13 protein-coding genes are annotated in these 21,569 nt (G+C 43.7%); 11 read left to right on the top strand and 2 right to left on the bottom strand.

All coding sequences use genetic code 11. The features are described from left to right. Positions 1 to 64 precede the first annotated feature (64 nt). The 5 genes from hpsO to DP114_RS03960 all read left to right on the top strand — a co-directional run bounded on the left by hpsO (position 65) and on the right by DP114_RS03960 (position 5,171). Positions 65 to 1,237: a hormogonium polysaccharide biosynthesis glycosyltransferase HpsO gene (gene hpsO, locus DP114_RS03980; protein WP_171975503.1), complete on the top strand. Its 1,173-nt coding sequence runs from the start codon at positions 65 to 67 to the stop codon at positions 1,235 to 1,237. 203 nt (positions 1,238 to 1,440) lie between these two features. Next, positions 1,441 to 1,680 (top strand): hypothetical protein, encoded by a 240-nt coding sequence (locus tag DP114_RS03975; RefSeq protein WP_169268273.1) that lies wholly within the window; start codon positions 1,441 to 1,443, stop codon positions 1,678 to 1,680. 87 nt (positions 1,681 to 1,767) lie between these two features. Beyond that, positions 1,768 to 3,081 (top strand): chloride channel protein, encoded by a 1,314-nt coding sequence (locus tag DP114_RS03970; RefSeq protein WP_211178725.1) that lies wholly within the window; start codon positions 1,768 to 1,770, stop codon positions 3,079 to 3,081. Positions 3,082 to 3,204: 123 nt separating this feature from the next. After that, the gene (gene hpsP / locus DP114_RS03965) at positions 3,205 to 4,398 is read left to right on the top strand and encodes a hormogonium polysaccharide biosynthesis glycosyltransferase HpsP (RefSeq protein ID WP_171975502.1); all 1,194 of its coding nucleotides are present in this window, start codon (positions 3,205 to 3,207) and stop codon (positions 4,396 to 4,398) included. 134 nt (positions 4,399 to 4,532) lie between these two features. Continuing rightward, positions 4,533 to 5,171: a peroxiredoxin gene (locus DP114_RS03960; protein ID WP_171975501.1), complete on the top strand. Its 639-nt coding sequence runs from the start codon at positions 4,533 to 4,535 to the stop codon at positions 5,169 to 5,171. Positions 5,172 to 5,199: 28 nt separating this feature from the next. Here the strand turns inward: DP114_RS03960 and DP114_RS34270 are convergent, their stop codons facing one another. Beyond that, positions 5,200 to 5,472, bottom strand: a complete 273-nt coding sequence (locus DP114_RS34270) for a hypothetical protein (protein ID WP_216669967.1) — start codon at positions 5,470 to 5,472, stop codon at positions 5,200 to 5,202. A gap of 266 nt (positions 5,473 to 5,738) precedes the next feature. On the opposite strand from DP114_RS34270, the gene DP114_RS03955 reads away from it, so the two are divergent. The 5 genes from DP114_RS03955 to DP114_RS03940 all read left to right on the top strand — a co-directional run bounded on the left by DP114_RS03955 (position 5,739) and on the right by DP114_RS03940 (position 16,916). After that, on the top strand, positions 5,739 to 6,323 hold the full coding sequence (locus DP114_RS03955; RefSeq protein WP_169268277.1) for a Uma2 family endonuclease: 585 nt from the start codon (positions 5,739 to 5,741) through the stop codon (positions 6,321 to 6,323). A gap of 596 nt (positions 6,324 to 6,919) precedes the next feature. Continuing rightward, the gene (locus DP114_RS03950) at positions 6,920 to 9,754 is read left to right on the top strand and encodes a two-partner secretion domain-containing protein (protein ID WP_171975500.1); all 2,835 of its coding nucleotides are present in this window, start codon (positions 6,920 to 6,922) and stop codon (positions 9,752 to 9,754) included. A gap of 390 nt (positions 9,755 to 10,144) precedes the next feature. Then, positions 10,145 to 13,465, top strand: a complete 3,321-nt coding sequence (locus DP114_RS03945; RefSeq protein ID WP_171975499.1) for a two-partner secretion domain-containing protein — start codon at positions 10,145 to 10,147, stop codon at positions 13,463 to 13,465. 278 nt (positions 13,466 to 13,743) lie between these two features. Next, the gene (locus DP114_RS35670; RefSeq protein ID WP_256379339.1) at positions 13,744 to 13,872 is read left to right on the top strand and encodes a hypothetical protein; all 129 of its coding nucleotides are present in this window, start codon (positions 13,744 to 13,746) and stop codon (positions 13,870 to 13,872) included. Continuing rightward, a complete protein-coding gene (locus DP114_RS03940) occupies positions 13,866 to 16,916 on the top strand; it encodes an S-layer family protein (protein ID WP_171975498.1) in 3,051 nt (1,016 codons plus the stop codon). Before DP114_RS35670 ends, DP114_RS03940 begins: the two co-directional genes overlap by 7 nt. 547 nt (positions 16,917 to 17,463) lie before the next feature. Here the strand turns inward: DP114_RS03940 and ppsA are convergent. Then, entirely contained in the window at positions 17,464 to 19,935 is a 2,472-nt protein-coding gene (ppsA, locus tag DP114_RS03935) for a phosphoenolpyruvate synthase (protein WP_171975497.1), read from the bottom strand. 539 nt (positions 19,936 to 20,474) lie between these two features. On the opposite strand from ppsA, the gene DP114_RS03930 reads away from it, so the two are divergent. Further along, on the top strand, positions 20,475 to 21,527 hold the full coding sequence (locus DP114_RS03930; protein WP_169264882.1) for a tellurite resistance TerB family protein: 1,053 nt from the start codon (positions 20,475 to 20,477) through the stop codon (positions 21,525 to 21,527). Positions 21,528 to 21,569 lie beyond the last annotated feature (42 nt).

Raw genomic sequence — 21,569 nt, 5'->3', positions numbered from 1 at the left:
TTATCTGCGTTAATTCGCGGGGATCTGCAGTTAAAAAGAAAAAATGAGAACTTATGAGATATCAATGAAGATTTTAGTAGCAAGCCACACTTATATTGTAGACCTTAACTGTGAAAAACTACGCCTTCTCTCTCAACTAGAACCGGAAATTGAAGTCACAGTTGTCGTTCCCAAAAAGTGGAAACCGGGCGGTGTTCAAAATAAAATCATTGAAACTCAATACCGTGAGGAAGGCAAGTTTCGTATTATTCCAATTTCTAACTTGAGTCAAAATCATCAAGGACTCCTGACATTTGGCGCTGATTTGATAGCTTTGTTGTCAGATTTTCGTCCCCAGATTATCCAGGTAGAACAAGGTTCTAAGGGATTAGCTTATACTGAGACGATTACTTTAAATCGGCTTTTAGGACTCAAGGCAAAAAATGTCTTTTTCACCTGGTGGAATTTACCATATAACCTGAAATTTCCAGTTTCTTTATTAGAGAAATATAATCTCAGCCACAGTCATGGCATTATTTCGGGTAACCAAGATGGTGCCGAGATATTACGAGAACATGGATACAAAGGTTCCATCAAAGTTATGCCTCAACTGGGTGTTGACGAAACTCTGTTTACTCCCACACCACAACCAGAATTAGGAAGTAAATTAGGAATTCAACCAGATGATTTTGTTGTGGGATTTGTTGGACGCTTTGTTCCAGAAAAGGGATTACTGACTCTGATAAATGCTTTAGCTAGTTTGAGAGATAAATCTTGGAAAGTTTTGCTTTTGGGACGTGGTTCGTTAAAGTCAGAGTTAATGAACAAAGCAGCAGAATATAATATTCAAGACAAAATCATCTTGGTAGAAAGCGTTCCACATGATGAAGTTCCAAAATATATCAATTTAATGAGTACTTTAGTCCTGCCATCAGAAACAAACTACAGTCTCAAAAATATAACTTCTGCTGGCTGGAAAGAACAATTTGGTCATGTACTCATAGAAGCAATGGCTTGCAAAGTCCCTGTTATTGGTTCTAATTCTGGTGAAATTCCTTATGTGATTGGTGATGCTGGATTAATATTTCCGGAAGGAGATCCGAAAGGGCTGGCTGATTGCATACTCCAATTAATGGAAAAACCTGAAGTTGCTAAGAATTTAGGTGAAATGGGTTATGAAAAAGTAATGACTCAGTATACGAATAAAGCTTTAGCAAAACAGCAATTGGAGTTTTATAAAGAACTTATAACTATATAGAAATCCGGTTTTATTTGGTGAACTAACAAAGTCAGGGCGCTTAACAGGGAACAGGGAACGAGGAGTGCCAACTTTCCGTGCTTTTGTCTAAAGTCCAGCATTAATAATTTCAGCTAAATGTGTATACTATCGGACAAAAAGACAAGACAGCATTGTTTATCATCAATCATTAAGTGTGCAGGTAACACTTAGCTTGTGATGGCTTGGTAGTCGCTCTATCGGATGCCTCAGCAGCGTCAGAAACTGATTTTTTACGAAATCAAATTGCCAAAGCTTTCGGTGTCAAAGCTGGGTTTGGTGTGCCAATTCTTTTTAACTGCCAAGTGCAGTTGGTTTTGGTCTTTTTTATAGTACAAACCCGTCAGCCATACAAACGACTGGTTGAATGCATAATAGCAGCGACAATGCAAGTAAAAAATGTGTTGTCGCACTTCCTAATCTGAAATGAATTTATTGGGACATATACAAAAGCCGATATTTCTTTTGGATTCTTCCTTCGTATCCTCGAAATTCCATAAATGGAGAAAATTTTGTCACTGACAATTCAAACCACGGAGTCTAACCCCATAGTTGAAGGCTTTGCCCAAACTCGTCAACTCACTTACCAGCAAACAATTCTCTGTTCAGTAGTAATCGGGATTGCTGGAGGGTTGGTTGCAACGGCTTACTACTATGTGCTAGAAGCCTGCTTGCATTTTGTATGGCATACCTTACCGGACTTTATCACCCCAAAATTTCCAATTGGGTTTTCACCTCAGAACTATATCTGGATTGTGACTACAATTGGTGGCTTGCTGGTTGGTTTAACCCTCCGCTTTATGGGACTTCCTGGTGAAGTTTCAATGGTAGTTGACAAAGTACACGATCCAGGGCTGATTGAGATCCGTCAAACCCCAGCAATGATTGTTGCCTCTTTATTCTCTATCACTGCAGGGGGTAGTGCGGGACCTGAAGCGCCCTTGGTACAAATCATTGGTAGTTTTGGTGGTTGGCTAGGTAAAAAGCTTAAAGTGACGCTAGTTTCAGCCCGCGTATTGACTTTTTGTGGTATGAGTGCTGCCCTTGGTGCCTTCTTTGGTGCGCCTGTTGGTGGTGCCCTCTTCGCTTTGGAAATTCCTCATCGACGAGGACTGGAATACTATGAAGCACTCATTCCCGCTATCTTGAGCGCAATTCTCAGCTTTTTTGTGTTTCGACTGAATACGGGGCTGGAGATTGGTGCCATATACCACTTTGGGGCTGTTCCTACACTTGAGTTGATAAATCTGGTTGAGGGCGCAATCCTTGGAGTCTTAGGTGCGTTAGTTGCCATTCTCTTTGTTGTTCTTTTCCGCAGCATCGGACACTTTAGCGAGCACATTCGCCACCATATCATTCTGCTTGCCACGCTAGGAGGCTTATCAATTGGGCTGATTGCTTTGGTGTTTCCTCAAACTCTGTTTTTTGGTGAAAAAGAAATTGAAACTATCGTAGAGACAGGTTCACAGCTTGGGATGACGATGTTGCTGATGATTGCCTTTGCTAAGATGCTGGCTATCTGTTGCACCCTCCACTCCGGTTTCCGAGGAGGATTCATTTTCCCTTTATTTTATGTTGGCGCAGCAGTAGGCTTTGCTGTCTCTCTGGGTGTTCCACAAATCCATCCAACAATTGCCATGATCTGCATGATGGCAGCGGTAAATGTGGCAATTACAAAAACACCAATCAGCACGACGGTGATTTTGAGCGTACTTTCTGGCACGGCAATGATACCAGTGATTGCTATTGCTAGTTTTGTCAGCTTCCTCTTGACTATACAAGTTTCTTTGATTAAGACTCAGCGATCGCGCAGTTTTCTAGAATAAAATTTGTGACAACCTAGCATTTTCAGTCAATCATGTCATTAAACTGAATATACGTAATATATGTAAAGTTTTGTCTTGGGCAAGGGTAAAGGTTAAGAAAACCTACTCTTGCCCAAACCTATTATGCAAGTTCTACAGATTATTCCCTCAATTTCACTGATTTACGGTGGTCCTAGTCAAATGATACTAGGACTCGCTCCCGCATTGGCACGGCAAGGAGTGGAAGTTACTGTTCTCACTACTGACAGCAATGGTGATTCTGGGCAAAAACCTTTGGATGTTCCCTTAAGTTGTCCCATCGAACAGGATGGCTATAAGATAATTTATTTTCGTTGTGCCCCTTTTCGTCGCTATAAATTTTCTGTTGACTTACTCAGGTGGTTAAATCGTCATGCAAGTGAGTTTAATTTAGCCCATATTCATGCTCTATTTTCCCCTGTTAGTAGTTTTGCCGCGACTATTTGTCACAGACAAAAACTACCTTACATTTTGCGTCCTCTGGGAACTTTAGATCCTGCTGATTTACGTAAAAAAAAGCAACTGAAACAGCTTTATGCTGCAATTTTAGAACGTCCAAATTTAGCTGCTGCAGCCGCAATTCACTTTACTAGCACTCAGGAAGCCAAGGTGTCAGAAAGATTTGGAGTTTCAACCCGAGATTTGGTGATTCCCTTGGGTGTGAAGCCTATTAAGAGAGTAGGGGAAGCAGAAACAGAAGAGGTGTGTCGTCAGTTAGGTATACCAGAAGATGTGCCTCTAGTGCTGTTTATGTCCCGGATTGATCCAAAAAAAGGTTTGAATCTACTGCTTCCAGCGTTAGAGGCGCTTTTAGCTGAAGGATTAAATTTTCACTTTGTCCTAGCTGGGACTAATCCTCAAGATCCAAGTTATGAAGAAAAGATAAAATTACAAATACAAGCTTCTGAGTTGCGATCGCACTCCACAATCACTGGCTTTGTCACTGGTGAATTAAAATCTACTCTTCTACAAGCTGCTGATATCTTCGTCTTGCCATCCTATTACGAAAATTTTGGTATTGCTGTAGCTGAAGCGATGGCTGCTGGAACACCAGTAGTAATATCAGACCAAGTGCACATTTGTCAAGAAGTGCGTGATAGCGAGTCCGGATGGGTGGGCGCAACAGATGTGTCAGAATTCACTAACATGCTTCGTATAGCATTACAAAATCCTTCGGAACGCCAACGGCGGGGATTGTGTGCTAAAGAGTATGCTCTGAAAAATTATAGTTGGGATGCGATCGCTCATCAAACCCTTGAGGCGTATAATCAAATATTGTCCCACTTAGACGTAAAATAGGAAATCTGTTTGTGCAAACTTGCACAACTTACAATTTTGTTTCATGAGGTTAAACCCCAATCGGCAAACCGGGGTTTTGTGTCATCATGGCAAGATAAAATACATATGGCTTTTTGAACCACAGGGAATGTGACATGGCTCTCCATTTAGGCGACACAGTACCAAACTTTACCCAAGCCTCCTCCACAGGAGACATAGACTTTTACGAATGGGCTGGCGACAGCTGGGTTGTGCTGTTCTCTCACCCCGCAGATTATACACCTGTTTGTACAACAGAGTTAGGGCGAGTGGCTAAGCTAAAGCCAGAATTTGACAAACGCAATGTCAAAGCGATCGCTCTCAGTGTTGATGATGTTGAATCTCACAAAGGATGGATTGGAGATATTGAGGAAACTCAAAGCACCAACCTCAACTATCCAATTTTGGCAGACGCGGATCGTAAAGTTTCTGATCTTTACGACATGATTCACCCGAATGCTAATGCATTGCTGACTGTACGTACAGTCTTCATCATCGATCCCAACAAGAAACTACGTCTGAGCTTAACTTATCCCCCCAGCACAGGACGCAACTTTGATGAAATTCTTCGGGTGATTGACTCGCTGCAGTTGACAGATAACCACAGCGTAGCGACACCAGCTGATTGGAAAGATGGCGATGACTGCGTGATTGTTCCTTCGCTCAAAGATCCAGAAGTGCTCAAGGAGAAGTTTCCTAAGGGATATGAGGAAGTCAAGCCTTATCTGCGGATGACTCCTCAACCTAATAAGTAACACGCGCGTTGCATTCATAACTTACACCTCACCCCTCTCCTTTATAAGGAGAGGGGCAGGGGGTGAGGTAAAATCCGGTAGCATCTGAGTGAGAAAAAACCGCACCAGAGCGAATTTTCGGTGTGGATGTTCCTCCCGCAAAGTTCGCGGTGGGCGCAGAGGAGCCAGTGCGTTGCGGTGAGACCAGTGCTGCAGGAGGGTTTCCCTCCGTAGGCATCTGGCGTTCGCCGTAAGGCGTGCGCTTTGCGCATACCCGAAGGGGGGTTCCCAAGGCAGCTTTTGGGGGGAAGCGGGGGAACATAACGTGCCGCCCCGTTGTAGCACCTGGCGTGACACAGAGAAAGAGGAAGGAGAAATAATTCCGATACAAACGGATTTGATATGAGGTAAAATCCGGAAATAATTTTAGACAAGTGCTGTGTATCCATAGCTATCACCTCACCCCGCCCTGACGGGCACCCCTCTCGTTATAAAGGAGAGGGGCAAACAGATGCGAGATTTCCTGTCTCTACAGCGTTTTTGCGCGAGAATAAAAGCTAGTTGGGTAGGCAATTAGAGAAAATAACTATGCTTTCATCTGCTATTTTTTTACGGATGCCATCAGATTTGCAAATGACAGATGAGCAGTTTTTTGAGTTCTGTCAGGTTAATCGAGATTTACGTATTGAACGTGACAAATTTGGTGAGATTTCAATTATGCCTCCGACTGGTTCAGAGACAGGTAACCGTAATTTTAACGTAGCTCTCCAGTTGGGAATTTGGTCAGAGCAGAATGAAACAGGTATTTGTTTTGACTCTAGTACAGGATTTAAGCTATCAACTGGTGCAGATAGATCGCCTGATGCTTCCTGGATGAAACTTGAACGGTGGAATGCTCTAAGTTCAGAACAACAGCAAAGGTTCGCTCCAATTTGTCCAGATTTTGTTGTAGAACTCCGCTCATCTTCTGATAATCTTCAGCCTTTAAAAGACAAAATGGAAGAATATATGAGAGAGCCAGGGATACAGTTAGGTTGGTTGATTGATCGCAAGCACCGCAAAGTTTATATTTATCGTCCTGGAATGTCAGAGGAATGTTTGGATAATCCTGTTACTGTCAGTGGTGAGTCAGTTTTGCCAGGGTTTGTTTTGAATATGAGTAAGGTTTGGTAGTCAAAGCCTTTCAGGCTGTAACCTTGCTAAGGCACTGTAATGAATCGTCAAAAAATATTACAAATTCAGTATTAGGGCGTACAACCCTGTTATTAATACTTTCATCCACAATTTTATTCGTTCTGTAGTGCTTTTCATTCTTCTGGAACGACAAACCCATGTAGGGGTGCAGCATCAAGGTAAACGCATCTTATAGTCTTGACAAAAATATTAATCAGTGCATCAACTGGAAAACAAGAATTAGTGCTTGACAGGTTTTTTAGGGGTTAAGGCGATGCTACAAGCTTGCCGCAGAGCATCTACGTTGAGAAAATTGTCAAGAACCGAGCAAATACTGCGATTATTTTGGGTTTTATTGACATTTCAAGGTTCTTGTTGACAAAAAGCATTTGCTTTGGGAAAGATCAGACCTTGCATCATTCTCAATAATCGGGAGGCAGAGCCTCCCAACCCTCGTTCCCAGGCTCAGCCTGGGAACGAGATATCGAGGCTCTGCCTCGTTGTTGATACTAGTGCAAGATCTGGGAAACCAAAAGCTTTGTGCACCTACAGTCAACTTGTGAGTAAAAAATTATTTCTAAAATGATGCATCTCGGATGAAAAAGTTATCGCTGTTTGTATTCACCTTACCTCTAGCAACCATAGCAACTATTGCGCCACTCAGCTTCGCAGTTGCACAACAAGTAACTTCTGATGGAACTGTATCCACGACAGTTACCACTCCTGATGGCAAAATTTTCAATATTGATGACGGAACTCGAAGGGGAGGAAATCTTTTTCACAGCTTCAAAGAATTTTCTGTACCCACAGGTGGTTCGGCTAATTTCAATAATGCACTTGATATACAAAACATCATCGGTCGGGTGACGGGTGGTTCTGTTTCTAATATTGATGGTTTGATTAGAACACTGGGCAAGGCAAACTTATTTTTACTCAATCCAGCCGGGATCATTTTTGGACCAAATGCCCAATTAAATATTGGTGGTTCATTTTTTGGGACTACAGCGAATAGTTTTCTATTTGACAATAATTTTGAGTTTAGTGCGACTAACCCACAAGCACCGCCGTTGTTAACTATCAATGTTCCGATTGGGTTGGGATTTCGGAATAATCCTCAAAATATCACCACTCAATCTGCTCTTCTTGGTGTTCCTCAAGGAAACTCTTTAGCACTGGTAGGCGGTAACGTCAGCTTAAATGGTGGGCAAGTGTTAGCACCAGGAGGAAGAATTGAGTTAGGAGGATTATCTACAGCAGGAACAGTTGGACTCAATAGTGATGGGAGTTTGAGTTTTCCTGTGGGAGTGCAACGAGGTGATGTCTCGCTGAGTAATGAGGCTTTTGTAGATGTACGTGCTGGCGGTGGAGGCAGTATAGCGGTTAATGCCCGCAACCTAGATATTTCGGCAGGAAGTAGGATTTCTGCTGGGATTGCTAAAGGATTGACGGCAGATAGCTCAACAGCAGGAGATATTACGCTCAATGCAACTGGAGTGGTAACACTAAATCAGGACAGCCGAGTTACCAATGTGGTGGCTGTAGATGCTACGGGTAATGCAGGTAACATTAATATTCAGGCTGGTGAAATTACTATAAATAATCAGGCTAGGTATCCTGATGCGAAGAATCCTTTTCCTGCAGCACTAGATACTAGTATCCAAGGACAGGGACGTCCCGGAAACATCTCACTTGAAGCAAATGGATCGATCACTTTAATCGGGCAGGATGTCAGTCAGCAGGATCTGGTAATCTCCACCTCCAATGACATATCCCAACTGGGAGCCGGAAATATATCACTCAAGGCAAATGGTTCTATTTTTTTATCAAATGCTGCTATATATGCCCCCAGTGGCACGGGAGATGGAGGAAACATCTTACTAGTTGGCAATAACTCTGTGTCCTTAGCTAAGAATAGCTCGCTTTTTACCGCCTCCACTCAAGGAGTGAATTCTGGAAATATCATTGTCCAATCCGTAGGTCCTGTCTCTATTGAAAATAGCTTGCTTGCCAGCACCGGAGATTATGGAGGTGATATTAAAATAGGCGGGCGGTCTGTTTCTGTAACTGCTGGGACAGAAGTGAGCGCTAGATCGTTTAACGGGCAAAAATCTGGCAATATTGAGATCTCTGCCCCCGATTATGTCGAAATCTCAGGCAAGTCTCCAGCTCCACGCCCATTCAACGATCGCTCACAAAGCATAATATACAGTTCATTACTGACGACCAGTGAGCAAGGAACTATGGGACAGAGCGGTGACATTAGAATTAATACTGGTGTTTTACGTGTATCCGATGGCGCACAATTAAGGGCAGAAAGTGCAGGTAGCTTACGTGGTGGCAATATAAATGTTAATGCCAATGTAGTAGAACTGACTGGTGGTGGACAACTTCTCACCAGTGCCTTTAGCGGAGGCAATGCAGGTGATATCAACCTCCAAGTAAGTGACCGCATTACCATCAATGGCAGTAATCCTAGCAAAGTTGATCTGTTTAACCAAATAGCTGATGGTAAGATTTGGGTGGGACTTCTTTATGCTCCTGAAATAGCTCAAGGAGATGGTAGGACTCAGGCAAGGTTCGTACTTGGTAATGATAATCCGGCTAGTGGGATTTTTGCCAGCACATCTGTTGCTTCCACAGGTCAGGGTGGCAACGTTAAGATTGCGACAGGAAAGTTGCAACTCCAAGATGGTGCGAAAATCAGTGTCAATAGTGATGGTCAAGGAAATGCTGGAAACATTACTTTAGGAGTCCGAGACTTCTTACTCTTGCGTCGCGGTAGTGAAATCTCAACGACTGCGGGTAGGGGTACTGATGGAGATGGCGGCAATATCACGATTAACTCTCCATTAATCGTTGCTTTTCCCTTAGAAAATAGTGACATCACTGCCAATGCTTTCAACGGTAGGGGAGGGAAAATCACAATTAGAACTCAAGGTCTGTTTGGAATCCAGCCTCGCTCCCAATTAACGCCTGAAAGCGACATCACTGCATTTTCGCAACAAAACCCATCCTTAAGTGGGACTATCAACATTATCACTCCAGATATTGACCCCAGCCGTGGGTTGTTTGAATTGACACAAACTGCCATCGACCCCGCACAACAAATTGCCCAAAATCCATGCACAAAAGGTTTTGGTAGTACTTTCACAATCACTGGACGTGGCGGACTCCCAACTGATCCCACAAAAATTCTCAGTAGCGATAATGTGCGCGTTGATTTGGTTGAGCCTGTTGTTAGTACAGTGAATTCAACAAATACAATTCAAAAGCAGCCATCTCAACAGCCACCTGTCAAAAAGATAATACCTGTTCAAGGATGGATATATAACGAAAAAGGTCAGGTGGTGCTGGTAGCTTATGACCCCACCAAGACTGGCCCACAACGCTCCTCACCTGCACCAAATAGTAGTTGTGCTGCAATGAGATAGATACGTTCTTGATACAGGTCTGGCTTTACCTCACCTAGGTTTTGTCTGTTGCCAAACCTTCCTTCCCCTTATCAAGGGCAGGGCTATTTCATTCCACAAGGGCAAGAAGTTTGTCAATCTCATTACAGAGAAATCTATATGAGCAATTGTGATTTCTGTAGCCTTGCTAAGGCACTGTTGCTCATCGTCAAAAATTTTAATATTCAGTATTAGCGCGTACTAAAGATGTTATAAATACTTTCATCCACAATTTGATTCGTTCTGTTGTACTTTTCATTCTTCACAGAACGAAAAATCATATGTAGGGGTACAGTATTGCTTTGTGCCCCTAGAGTCAACTTGTGATTGATAAGAGTCTTTGTCAAAAATTCTTCATATACTGCATCTGGCATGAAAAAGATATCCCTGTTTCTGTTAACTTTACCCCTATCCGCCTTAGCAACTCTTGCGCCACTCGCCATTGCAGTTGCACAACAAGTGACTTCTGATGGAACTGTGTCCACGACAGTTACCACTCCTGATGGCAGAAATTTCAATATTGATGACGGGACTCGAAGGGGAGGAAATCTTTTTCACAGCTTCAAAGAATTTTCTGTACCCACAGGTGGTTCGGCTAATTTCAATAATGCACTTGATATACAAAACATCATCGGTCGGGTGACGGGTGGTTCTGTTTCTAATATTGATGGTTTGATTAGAACACTGGGCAAGGCGAACTTATTTTTACTCAATCCGGCAGGAATTATTTTTGGACCAAATGCGAGTTTGCAAATTGGTGGTTCATTTTTAGGGAGTACGGCGCATAGTTTTCTGTTTGACAATAACTTTGAGTTTAGTGCTACTAACCCACAAGCACCGCCGTTGTTAACTATCAATGTTCCGATTGGGTTGGGATTTAGGAATAATCCTCAAAATATCACGAGTCAATCTGCTGGTCTTGAGGTTCCTCAAGGAAACTCTTTAGCACTAGTAGGCGGTAACGTCAGCTTAAATGGTGGGGGACTGATAGCACAAGGAGGAAGAATTGAGTTAGGAGGATTATCTGCTGCTGGGACGGTGGGACTTAGTGGTGATGGGAGTTTGAGTTTCCCTGTGGGAGTGCAACGAGCTGATGTGTCGCTGAGTAATCGTGCGATCGCTTATGTTCAGGGAGGCGGGGGAGGCAATATTGCAGTTAATGCCCGGAATTTAGACCTTTTGGGAGGAAGTCGTCTTTTTGCGGGGATAGAGTCAGGATTAGGAACACCAGGCGCTCAAGCAGGTGATATTAAAATTGATGCTACAGATAGGGTGAAAATTGAAGGAACTACTAGTGCTTATAGTGCAATCTTTAACCTTACAGGCTTTGGCTCGAACAGTTCCAACATCAAACAATCAGGAAACGCAGGAAATATAGTCATCAACACAGGAACTCTGGAAGGAAACGGCAATATTTATATACTTTCTAGCACTAACGGAGAAGGAAATGCAGGAAAGATAACTATCACAGCTAAGGATAAAGTCTCCTTAACAGGCGAATCTGCGAATAGGTTCGCTTCTGTGGGTGGTTCTGTTGGCTCATTAAGTACAGGCAATGGTCCTGACGTTGTAATCGATACGCCCTCCCTCTCTTTATTCAACGCCGCTATATCCACTTCCACTTTCGGACAAGGGAATACAGGTAATATCCAACTCAAAGTTTCTGAATCTATTTCTCTAGGTGGTAGCTCCCAGTTGGGAGCTAATACCTTTGGTAGAGGAAATGCAGGCAATATAGTTATTGATGCTCCTAATGCTGCTGTTTCCTTTGATGGGACAAACACTTCAGTAAGTACTTTTGTAGATGAAACCAGTACAGGCATTGGTGGTGATATTACAATCAAAGCACGTAATCTCTCTGCAACCAATGGTGCTTCATTGTTCACCACTACCTTCGGACGAGCAGAGGCTGGTAGATTAGCCAATGCGGGAAATATTCAAATTAATGTCTTGGAGGATATTTCTTTCAAAGGAGGTTCTCAGTTTAGCTCTAACACTTTCGGACAGGGGAATGCAGGCAATGTGACTGTTTCTGCAGGTGGGAAAATCTCCTTTGATGGAAGAATCGGTAACTCCATAGGTGGTATTTTCAGTCTCGTAGGCATAGGAGCAGAAGGTAATGCAGGCAATATCAACATCTCGGGGCAATCGGTTTCTTTAACCAATGACGCTGGAGTAAATAGCAGCAGTGCTGGGCAGGGGAATGCAGGCAATATCACAATTCAGGCTCAAGATACTATCTCTGTTGCTAATAGCCTGATCACAAATAATGTGGGAAGCCTTCAAGGACAGCCAGCGAAGGGCAATGTTGGTAATATTGTGCTCGACGCTAAAGAAATTTCTTTAAAGGATACAGCACAACTACAAGCTGGTTTATATTCCGGTGCACAGGGAAATCCGGGAGTTGTATCTGTACGGGCTACCGACTCCATTTCTTTTGTGGGAAAAGACAGTGGTATTTTCACTGATGTAGAATCTGGGGCAGTTGGTAATGGTAGCGATATCCAAATCTTGGCACCGTCGGTTTCTTTAAAAAATGGAGCTGCACTCAAAGCCAGCAACGCTGGACAGGGGAATGGTGGAAATATCGCGATTACGGCAGACTCACTCTTGTTTGATAACAGTACTGCCGCGAGTAGGGTGGAAAAGAGTGGTGTCGGTAACGCAGGCAATATCGAATTCAGGATTGGATCGCTCTCGGTGAATAATGGTGGTCAAGTGAGTACTGCTAGCCTCGGAAAGGGAAATGCAGGGAATGTCATCATTAATGCCACTGGTAATGTCGCTTTTGATGGCTTGGATAACAACGGATTCCCGAGTGCCGTTTTTAGTAGTGTGAATCCGGGGGCTGTGGGGAACGCAGGTAGTATTGACATCAACGCGCGATCGCTCTCTTTAACCAATGACAGTAGAATCTCTACCAGTAACACTGGCACTGGCGCAGCAGGCAATATAAAAGTTACCACTGCCAAAGACATTCGGCTGGACAACCAAGCATCTATTTACGCGAACACAAATGGGGGACAGGGCAACATTACCCTGAATTCAGGCGACTTAATCTTGCGCCGTAACAGCAACATCACTACCAACGCCACAGGAACAGCAACGGGAGGGAACATCAGCATTAACACTGGCAACTTGGTAGCCCTGGAAAATAGCAAAATTACCGCCAATGCCCAACAAGGTTATGGTGGCAATATCTTCATCACAACAAAGGGCGGCAGATTTCTTTCCCCAGACAGCGTCATCTCAGCCATTTCTGAAGCTGGTCCGCAGTTCAATGGCATTGTGCAATTTAATACCCCAGAAGTTGACCCCAGCCGTGGATTATTTGAATTGACAGAAACTGTGATCGATCCCGCACAGCAGATAGCCCAAAATCCATGTGCCAAAGGTTTTGGTAGCACGTTTACCCTCACAGGACGTGGCGGACTTCCAACTGACCCCCAAAAAGTCCTCAGTAGTGACAATGTGCGCGTTGATTTAATTCAGCCTATAACCAGGACAGTAAATTCAACAAGTACAACCTATAAGCAGCCATCTCAACAGCCAAGAGTCAAAAAGATAGTACCCGCTCAAGGTTGGATATATAACGAAAAAGGTCAGGTGGTGCTGGTCGGTTATGATCCTACCAAGACTGGTGTACAACGGGAACAGCCTGCGCCTAATAGTAGTTGTGCTGCAGTGAGATAGATACATTATTGTGAACTCTGTAGCCTTGTTAAGGCACTGTTGTTCATCGTCAAAAATATTAAAAAATTCAGTATTAGCGCGTACTAAAGATGCTATAAATACTTACATCCACAATTTGATTCGTTCTGTTGTGCTTTTCATTCTTCTGGAACGAAAAATCATATGTAGGGGTACAGTATTGCTTTGTGCCCCTAGAGTCAACTTGTGATTGATAAGAGTCTTTGTCAACGGTTCGACTTCGCTCACCGTTGAAAAATTATTTATAAAATGCATATTGTATGAAAAAGATATCCCTGTTTCTGTTAACTTTACCCCTAGCAACCTTAGCAACTCTTGCGCCACTCGCCATTGCAGTTGCACAGCAAGTAACTTCTGATGGAACTGTATCCACCACTGTCATTTGTTAACTATCAATGTTCCGATTGGATTGGGATTTAGGAATAATCCTCAAAATATCACAAGTCAATCTGCTGGTCTTGAGGTTCCTCAAGGAAACTCTGTAGCACTGGTAGGCGGTAACGTCAACTTAAATGGCGGGATACTGTTCGCACCAGCAGGACGAGTTGAGTTAGGAGGATTATCTGCGGCGGGAACGGTGGGACTTAATGGTGATGGAAGTTTGAGTTTTCCTGTGGGAGTGCAACGTGCTGATGTCTCGCTGACTAATCGTGTGATCGCTTACGTTAGCGCAGGTGGCGGCGGCAATATTGCAGTGAATGCCAGAAATTTAGAGCTTTCGGGAGGAAGTCTTCTTTTTGCAGGAATACAAACTGGTTTAGGAACACCAGGCGCTCAAGCAGGCGATATTAAAATTGATGCAAAAGATACTGTTTCTTTAGATGGAAGCGGAGTAGCTAATTTTGTACAAGAGGGAGGCTTGGGCAACGCAGGTAACATTCAAATCACGACTCAAAATCTAACTCTCAAGAATAGAGCTGTGTTGAGTACCGGTACCTCCGGCACAGGCAATGGGGGTATTTTGACAATTAATGCCAAAGGTAGCATTTCCTTGGACAACAGTCCAATAAGGAGCAGCGTAGAATCAACAGGTGTGGGCAATGCAGGTGACATCAATATCACCACTGGTTCTCTAGATCTCAAAAATGGCTCTCAAATTATTGGTGGCACCTTCGGCACAGGAAATGGTGGTATCGTCAAGATTAATGCCAGCGATACCATCTCTGTAGATGGTCGAAACAGCGGTGGAGCTTACAGTGCCATTGGCTCTCGTGTGGAACCTAGCGCTAAGAAGGGTGATGCAGGTAGTGTTCAAATCACGACAAAAGACTTAACTTTGGGCAATGGGAATTTTGTCAGTGCTAAAACTTTCAGTCTTGGTAATGCAGGCAGTGTAGAAATTAATGCCAAAGGTTCTGTTTTGGTTGATGGAGGTGAAATTACCAGCACTGTAGAAGAAAAAGGTGTAGGCAACGCAGGTGGCGTTCAATTAACAACCACGAACCTAACTCTCAAAAATGGCGCAGTAGTGTCTACGAATACACTTGGTGAAGGAAGTGCAGGTAACGTGTTTATCAAAGCCAGTAATGCCTCCTTAGAAGGAAACTTCTCCTTAGGGGGCAATAATACTCGTATCTCCGCCGTTGTACGAGAAGATGCCACAAAAGCCATTAGTCCTGGAAACATCAGCATCATCACAGACAAGCTCTCACTCACAAATGGTGCTCAAGTAGTTGCCAGCACTGCTGGACAGGGGAATGCAGGCAATATCGTTATCACAGCTGGTGAGATTTCGTTTGCAGGAATAGCTACTGATGGCGAAGACAATTATCCCAGTGGCGTTTTCAGTACGGTGAGAGACACAGGCAGAGGTAATGGCGGAGAAATCCGTATTAGTGCAGACAAACTCTCACTCACTGATGGCGCTCGACTTTCTGCCAGTACTTCTGGACAAGGGAATGCCGGAAAGGTAAAGCTTGAGATTCGCAACGGCGTTACAATTGCGGGAGTCAATGATGGTACCAGCAGTGGTATCTTCAATAATGTCAACACCGGAGGTGTGGGTAATGCGGGTGGCGTTGAGATTACCACAGACAACTTCTCACTCACCAATGGCGCTCGACTGTCTACCAGTACTTCTGGACAGGGAAATGGAGGTAATATAACGATTAATGCTAGGGATACTGTTTCCTTGGCAGGAGATGGCACTTCGATCATAACTGATGTCAACCAAGTAGATGCTGAACAAATCAAGCGCAATGGCGGAAACATCAGTATCACCACAGACAAACTCTCACTCACCAATGGTGCTCAACTTTCTGCCAGCACTGGTGGACTAGGAGATGCAGGTAATGTTATCGTTTCCGCTCGTGAGGTTTCGTTTGCAGGAATAAGTAGCGATGGCGAAGACAATTATCCCAGTGGCATTTTCAGTAGGGTGGAAGACACAGGCATAGGTAATGGCGGAGAAATCCGTATTAGCGCAGACAAACTCTCACTCACTGATGGCGCTCTACTTTCTACCAGCACTTTTGGACAAGGGAATGCCGGAAAGGTAAAGCTTGATATTCGCAACGGCATCACAATTACAGGAGTCAATGATGGTACCCGCAGTGGCATCTTCAGTAATGTTAACACTGGGGCTGTGGGTAATGCAGGTGGGATTGATATTAATGCGCGATCGCTCTCTCTAACCAATGGCGGTAGAATCTCTACCACTAACACTAACACTGGCACTGGCGCTGCAGGTAACATCAACATCACAACTGCTAAGGACATCCGATTAGACAACCAGGCATTAATTACCGCCAACACAAATGGGGGAGAGGGCAACATTACCCTGAATTCAGGCGACTTAATCTTGCGCCGCAAGAGCAGCATCACTACTAACGCCACAGGTACAGCAACGGGAGGCAACATTACCATCAACACTGGTAACTTGGTAGCCTTAGAAAATAGCAAAATTACCGCCAATGCTGAACAAGGTTATGGAGGCAATATCTTCATAACAACCACCGGCGGCAGATTTCTTTCACCAGACAGCGTCATCTCAGCCACTTCTGAAGCAGGTCCGCAGTTCAATGGAATTGTGCAATTTAACACACAGCTAACTGACCCCACTCGTGGATTATTTGAATTGTCAGAAGCTGTCATCGACCCCGCTCAGCAGGTTGCCCAAAATCCCTGTTCCAAAGGTTTTGGTAGTAGCTTTACGATCACAGGACGTGGCGGACTTCCAACTGATCCCCAAAAAGTCCTCAGTAGTGACAATGTGCGCGTTGATTTAATTCAGCCTGTCACCAGGACAGTGAATTCAACAAGTACAACCTATAAGCAGCCATCTCAACAGCCTACTGTCAAAAAGATAGTACCCGTTCAAGGATGGATATATAACGAAAAAGGTCAGGTGGTGCTGGTCGGTTATGATCCTACCAAGGTTGGTGTACAACGGGAACAGCCTGCACCTAATAGTAGTTGTGCTGCAGTGAAGTAGATGTGTGGGGTGGCTAAGTTTAAATGTAATATCAAGTTCGCCTAATTAGTTACGATAAAACGACCTCACCCCCAGCCCCTCTCCTTGGTAAGGAGAGGGGAGCGTTTGCGAGAGTCAAATGCGGGGTGAGGTGACGACTGTATTGCACCGAAGTGAGAACCGCTATGATCATTCTGCTAAACTTTTAACTAAAGATAACTGATGTTAGCAACAAAGGCACAAGGAAAGTTTTCATGAATTCCGTTAAAACGGACTCTTGTTAGTCTTTCAGTCCGTTTTAACGGACTTGGCTTATTAGCCTTGAACTTCAGTTCAAGGCGTACTCAGGTCGAGGTGCAAGATCTGAGGTCAAAAACGGATGAGGTAGGAGTATATCAAATGTGTACATTCCTCTCAGATTTCACCTCTTTCTCTCCCTTTTCCCCTCTCCTTACTAACTACGATGTACACACCGGAACGCTCAAAACCTCACCCTCGCTTTTAGCTGCGCTAAAATCTTTCCCTCTCCTTACTAAGGAGAGGGATGCCCGACAGGGCAGGGTGAGGTTTACGATCGCTGTTCGACTTTAGCCACCTCCAACATGGTTTTTAAAACCGAATCCGGATTGAGACTCATAGAGTCAATCCCCTGTTCAACTAAGAACTGGGCAAACTCCGGGTAATCGCTGGGTGCTTGTCCACAAATGCCGATTTTACGATTGTGCTTTTTGGCAGCGGCGATCGCCAACTTCACCATCCGCTTAACACTCTCACTGCGTTCATCAAATAACCGCGCCACTAACCCGGAATCTCTATCTAACCCAAGTGTCAATTGAGTTAAGTCATTGGAACCAATTGAGAATCCGTCAAAAACTTCTGCAAACTCATCAGCCAGCATGACGTTGCTGGGTAACTCGCACATCACATAAACTTGCAAGTCATTCACACCCTGCTGCAAACCATTTTTTGCCATTTCTGCCAAAACGAGACGCCCTTCATCGGGAGTACGACAAAACGGAATCATTACGATCACATTTGTCAACCCCATTTCATCCCTAACTCGCTTGAGGGCGTGACATTCTAGAGCAAAAGCTTCTCTGTAACCTTGATCATAGTAACGCGCTGCGCCTCGCCACCCCAGCATCGGATTTTCTTCTTCAGGTTCAAACTGTCTACCACCCAACAAGTTCGCGTACTCGTTACTCTTAAAATCGGACATCCTGACGACAACTGGTTTGGGATAAAACGCCGCAGCAATTCTACCAATACCTTGAGCTAATTTTTCAACAAAATACTGGGGTTTGTCGTCATAAAGTGCAGTGATTTCAGAAATTTTAGCTTTGACATATTGATCATTTATTTCGTCATGATGAATCAGCGCCATTGGATGAGTTTGGATATGATTGGCGATGATAAACTCAGTTCTCGCCAAACCAACCCCATCATTGGGGATCGCAGACAAACTGAATGCTTCTGAAGGGTTACCCACATTCATGAGAATCTGGGTACGGGTGCGGGGTAAGTCTTCAAGGGGAACTTCTTCGACTTCAAAGGGCAATAACCCAGCATAAACTCGTCCTTCTTCCCCTTCCGCGCAAGAAATCGTGATTTCTTGACCATTTTTCAGAATTTTTGTAGCGTTACCACATCCCACAATTGCAGGTACACCCAATTCTCGCGCAATAATCGCCGCGTGACAGGTGCGTCCACCTTGGTTGGTGATAATCGCACTTGCTCTTTTCATTATCGGTTCCCAGTCGGGGTCAGTTCTATCTGTGACCAAGATTTCCCCTGCTTTGAACTGTTCGATTTTATGCACATCTGTAATCAGGTGCGCTTTACCTTGACTGATGGCTTCCCCAATCGCACGTCCGGTGAGTAGAATATCGGGTGATGAGGAGGATTTTGCTTTCTCATCTGCCTGATCTGTCTTTAAGAAGCGATAAGTCCGCAATACATTCTCCGTCTTCTGAGACTGCACAGTTTCTGGACGGGCTTGCACAACAAACAATTCGTTGGTAATACCATCTTTCGCCCATTCGATGTCCATTGGGGTGTAAGTGTCGTTGACTGTGGAATAATGCTCTTCAATCAAACACGCCCAACGAGCTAGTTGTAAAATCTCATCATCAGTCAGAGCGAATTTGCCTCTTTCACTTTCAGGAACTAGGACGTTTTTCGTAAATTTCGAGCCGTCATCATAAATCATTCTTAATTCTTTACTACCCAATTTTTTATCGACAATTGGGCGAAAATTTTCTTTAAGAGTTGGTTTAAAAACGTAGTATTCGTCTGGGTTGACAGATCCTTGGACAACGTTTTCTCCTAAACCGTATGCCGCGCTAATCAGTGCAGCATCCTTGAAACCTGTTTCTGTTTCAATGGAGAACATGACTCCAGAAGATGCTAAATCGGAACGTACCATTTTTTGCACGCCAACAGCGAGGGCTACACTGAAGTGGTCAAATCCCTTGGTGTGGCGGTAGGAAATTGCCCTGTCTGTAAATATGGAAGCAAAGCATTTGTGACAAGCGCCCAAAACACTTTCTATACCAGTCACGTTGAGGTAACTTTCTTGCTGTCCGGCAAAACTGGCGTCGGGGAGGTCTTCTGCGGTAGCACTTGAGCGCACTGCTACGTCTGTGTCTGGGTTGTATCGCTCACACAAAGTTTGGTATCCTTTAACAATCGCCTCCCTTAGCTCTTTTGGAAAGGGTGTGTGTAACAGGAGCGATCGCGCCTTTTTCGCACGTTCTCGTAAATTTTTTACATCTTCTACATCCAAGTCAGAAAACAGTTTGCGCAGTTTTTCTTCTAGCCCAGCACCTTCAATAAAATAGCGATAAGCGTAAGCTGTAGTCGCAAACCCAATCGGAACATTAATGCCTTTTGGTGTCAATTGTTGAATCATCTCACCTAAAGATGCATTCTTCCCACCAACTATCGGTATGTCGGTAATGCCCACCTCATCAAACCACAGGACGAGCGATCGCTCTTTGGAGGATGAGTGCAATAAAGTCTCTTTTGCTACTGTATCCATCTGTATTGACCTCCTGATTTTGATGCCCTGATTGTTCGACGACGATTGCTTGCCTCTACGTAAGGTATATCACATTCAATCGTAGACGATTTTATAGTTTCTTTAGATTTTGCAAAACAGATTTGCGTTTATATCTATCAGCTAACGCAATTAAGATGTGGTAGAAGTTCACACAGGCGATAAAGTCCGCAGAGCAGTAACTTGATATAAGATAAGAATGCGTTTTACTCGCTTTAGTTCGTCAACTCAAAATTGACGGGTTGAGGCTGACACGGGGACACGGTGAGACAAGGACGCGGAGAATGTTAACTCAGCAGGCGTTACCTTGACAGACTACTACAAGAGTAAAAATATAAATTTTGCAAAGGTTAAATCTACATTGGCGGTTGAGATATAGTAGTTCTGATTTAGCGTTTGAGTACACCTCATAAAAAACCTTTTTGTGAAAATAGAACAACAGGAGACTCACTGATTGCTAAACTACCCATTGATACTAGATTTGTGTTATCACTAGCGAACCATTTTAGGAAGGAGCAGTCGTGGGCAAGTACGACAAGTTTTTTAACTCAAAAAAAACATTACAAGAATCAATCAGTCCAGAAGAAGCAGTTGCGGCGATCGCGGTTGTCACAGCTGCTGCTGATTCTTCATTAGAAGAACTAGATCCAGATCTTTTGGCGGATATCCTCTGGGGACTTGAGATTTTTGAGGAATACTCAGATGATGAATTATTAGAAACGCTGGATAAAGTCGTAGCCATTGCAGAAGAAAGTCAGATAGGAGCACTATTTAACAGTGCAAAAGGTTCTCTGACAGGCGAGTTAGTACTAGATGCTTATGCTGCGGGAGTCAGCGTACTTGTAGACGAAGAGGAAGTGCGTATACCCAAAGGAAAAACGACTTTACTCAAAAAGCTCCAAGAAGCTTTGGGAATTAACGATAAAGATGCGAAAGAAGTGATAGATGAGGTGATCGCCGCCTTTGAAGAGATAGAAGATGAAGACTTGCTAGAAGACGAGGATGAGACAGGATTTGACGAAGACTTAAACCCAAACGTCTATGAATCACCCTCAGGTAATTTTATCGTTCTAATTCCTGTAAATTCTGAACAAGGTGGTAGAGTTGAAACTCAAGAAAGCTCAGTCAGCTTTTCTGATGATTCTGGCAGATTGTTAAGAATCGATTACTTTCCTATCTCCTCAAAACAGACTGAGGAAATGGATTCTGTGGGACACCAAGAATATCTGCGTTCATTTCTCCTGAGTAAGTATGTGCCTCAAACAATTGTTGCTAATTTACCAGATTCTCAGGTAAAGCATACTGAATATCTGGAAGACATCTTAGAAGGGGCTTACTTCGTATTAGTTGATATGCCCCAAGGTTCAACAGTTACGAAAACAGGAAACAACGGTACTGCAACTAAGTTGAATGCATACCGTGGTGTTTTAGCATTTAGCTATGGTGATCTTTTGTATATCGTCAGCAGTCAGCACAGCTTTTTTGACAAAGAAAAACCAAGTTCTCTTGAACAGGAAGCTGAGGATATCAAGCAGAATGTTTTAGGTTTCGTTGATACTATTGAGTTTCTTTAAGCTTAACGAGCTTTTACCAATTTTCACTACAGGGGTAGACGC

Source organism: Brasilonema sennae CENA114, from assembly GCF_006968745.1.
GTDB classification, from domain to species: domain Bacteria; phylum Cyanobacteriota; class Cyanobacteriia; order Cyanobacteriales; family Nostocaceae; genus Brasilonema; species Brasilonema sennae.
Note: the sequence above shows the minus strand (reverse complement) of the source record. Positions and strands in the feature narration are given on the sequence as shown.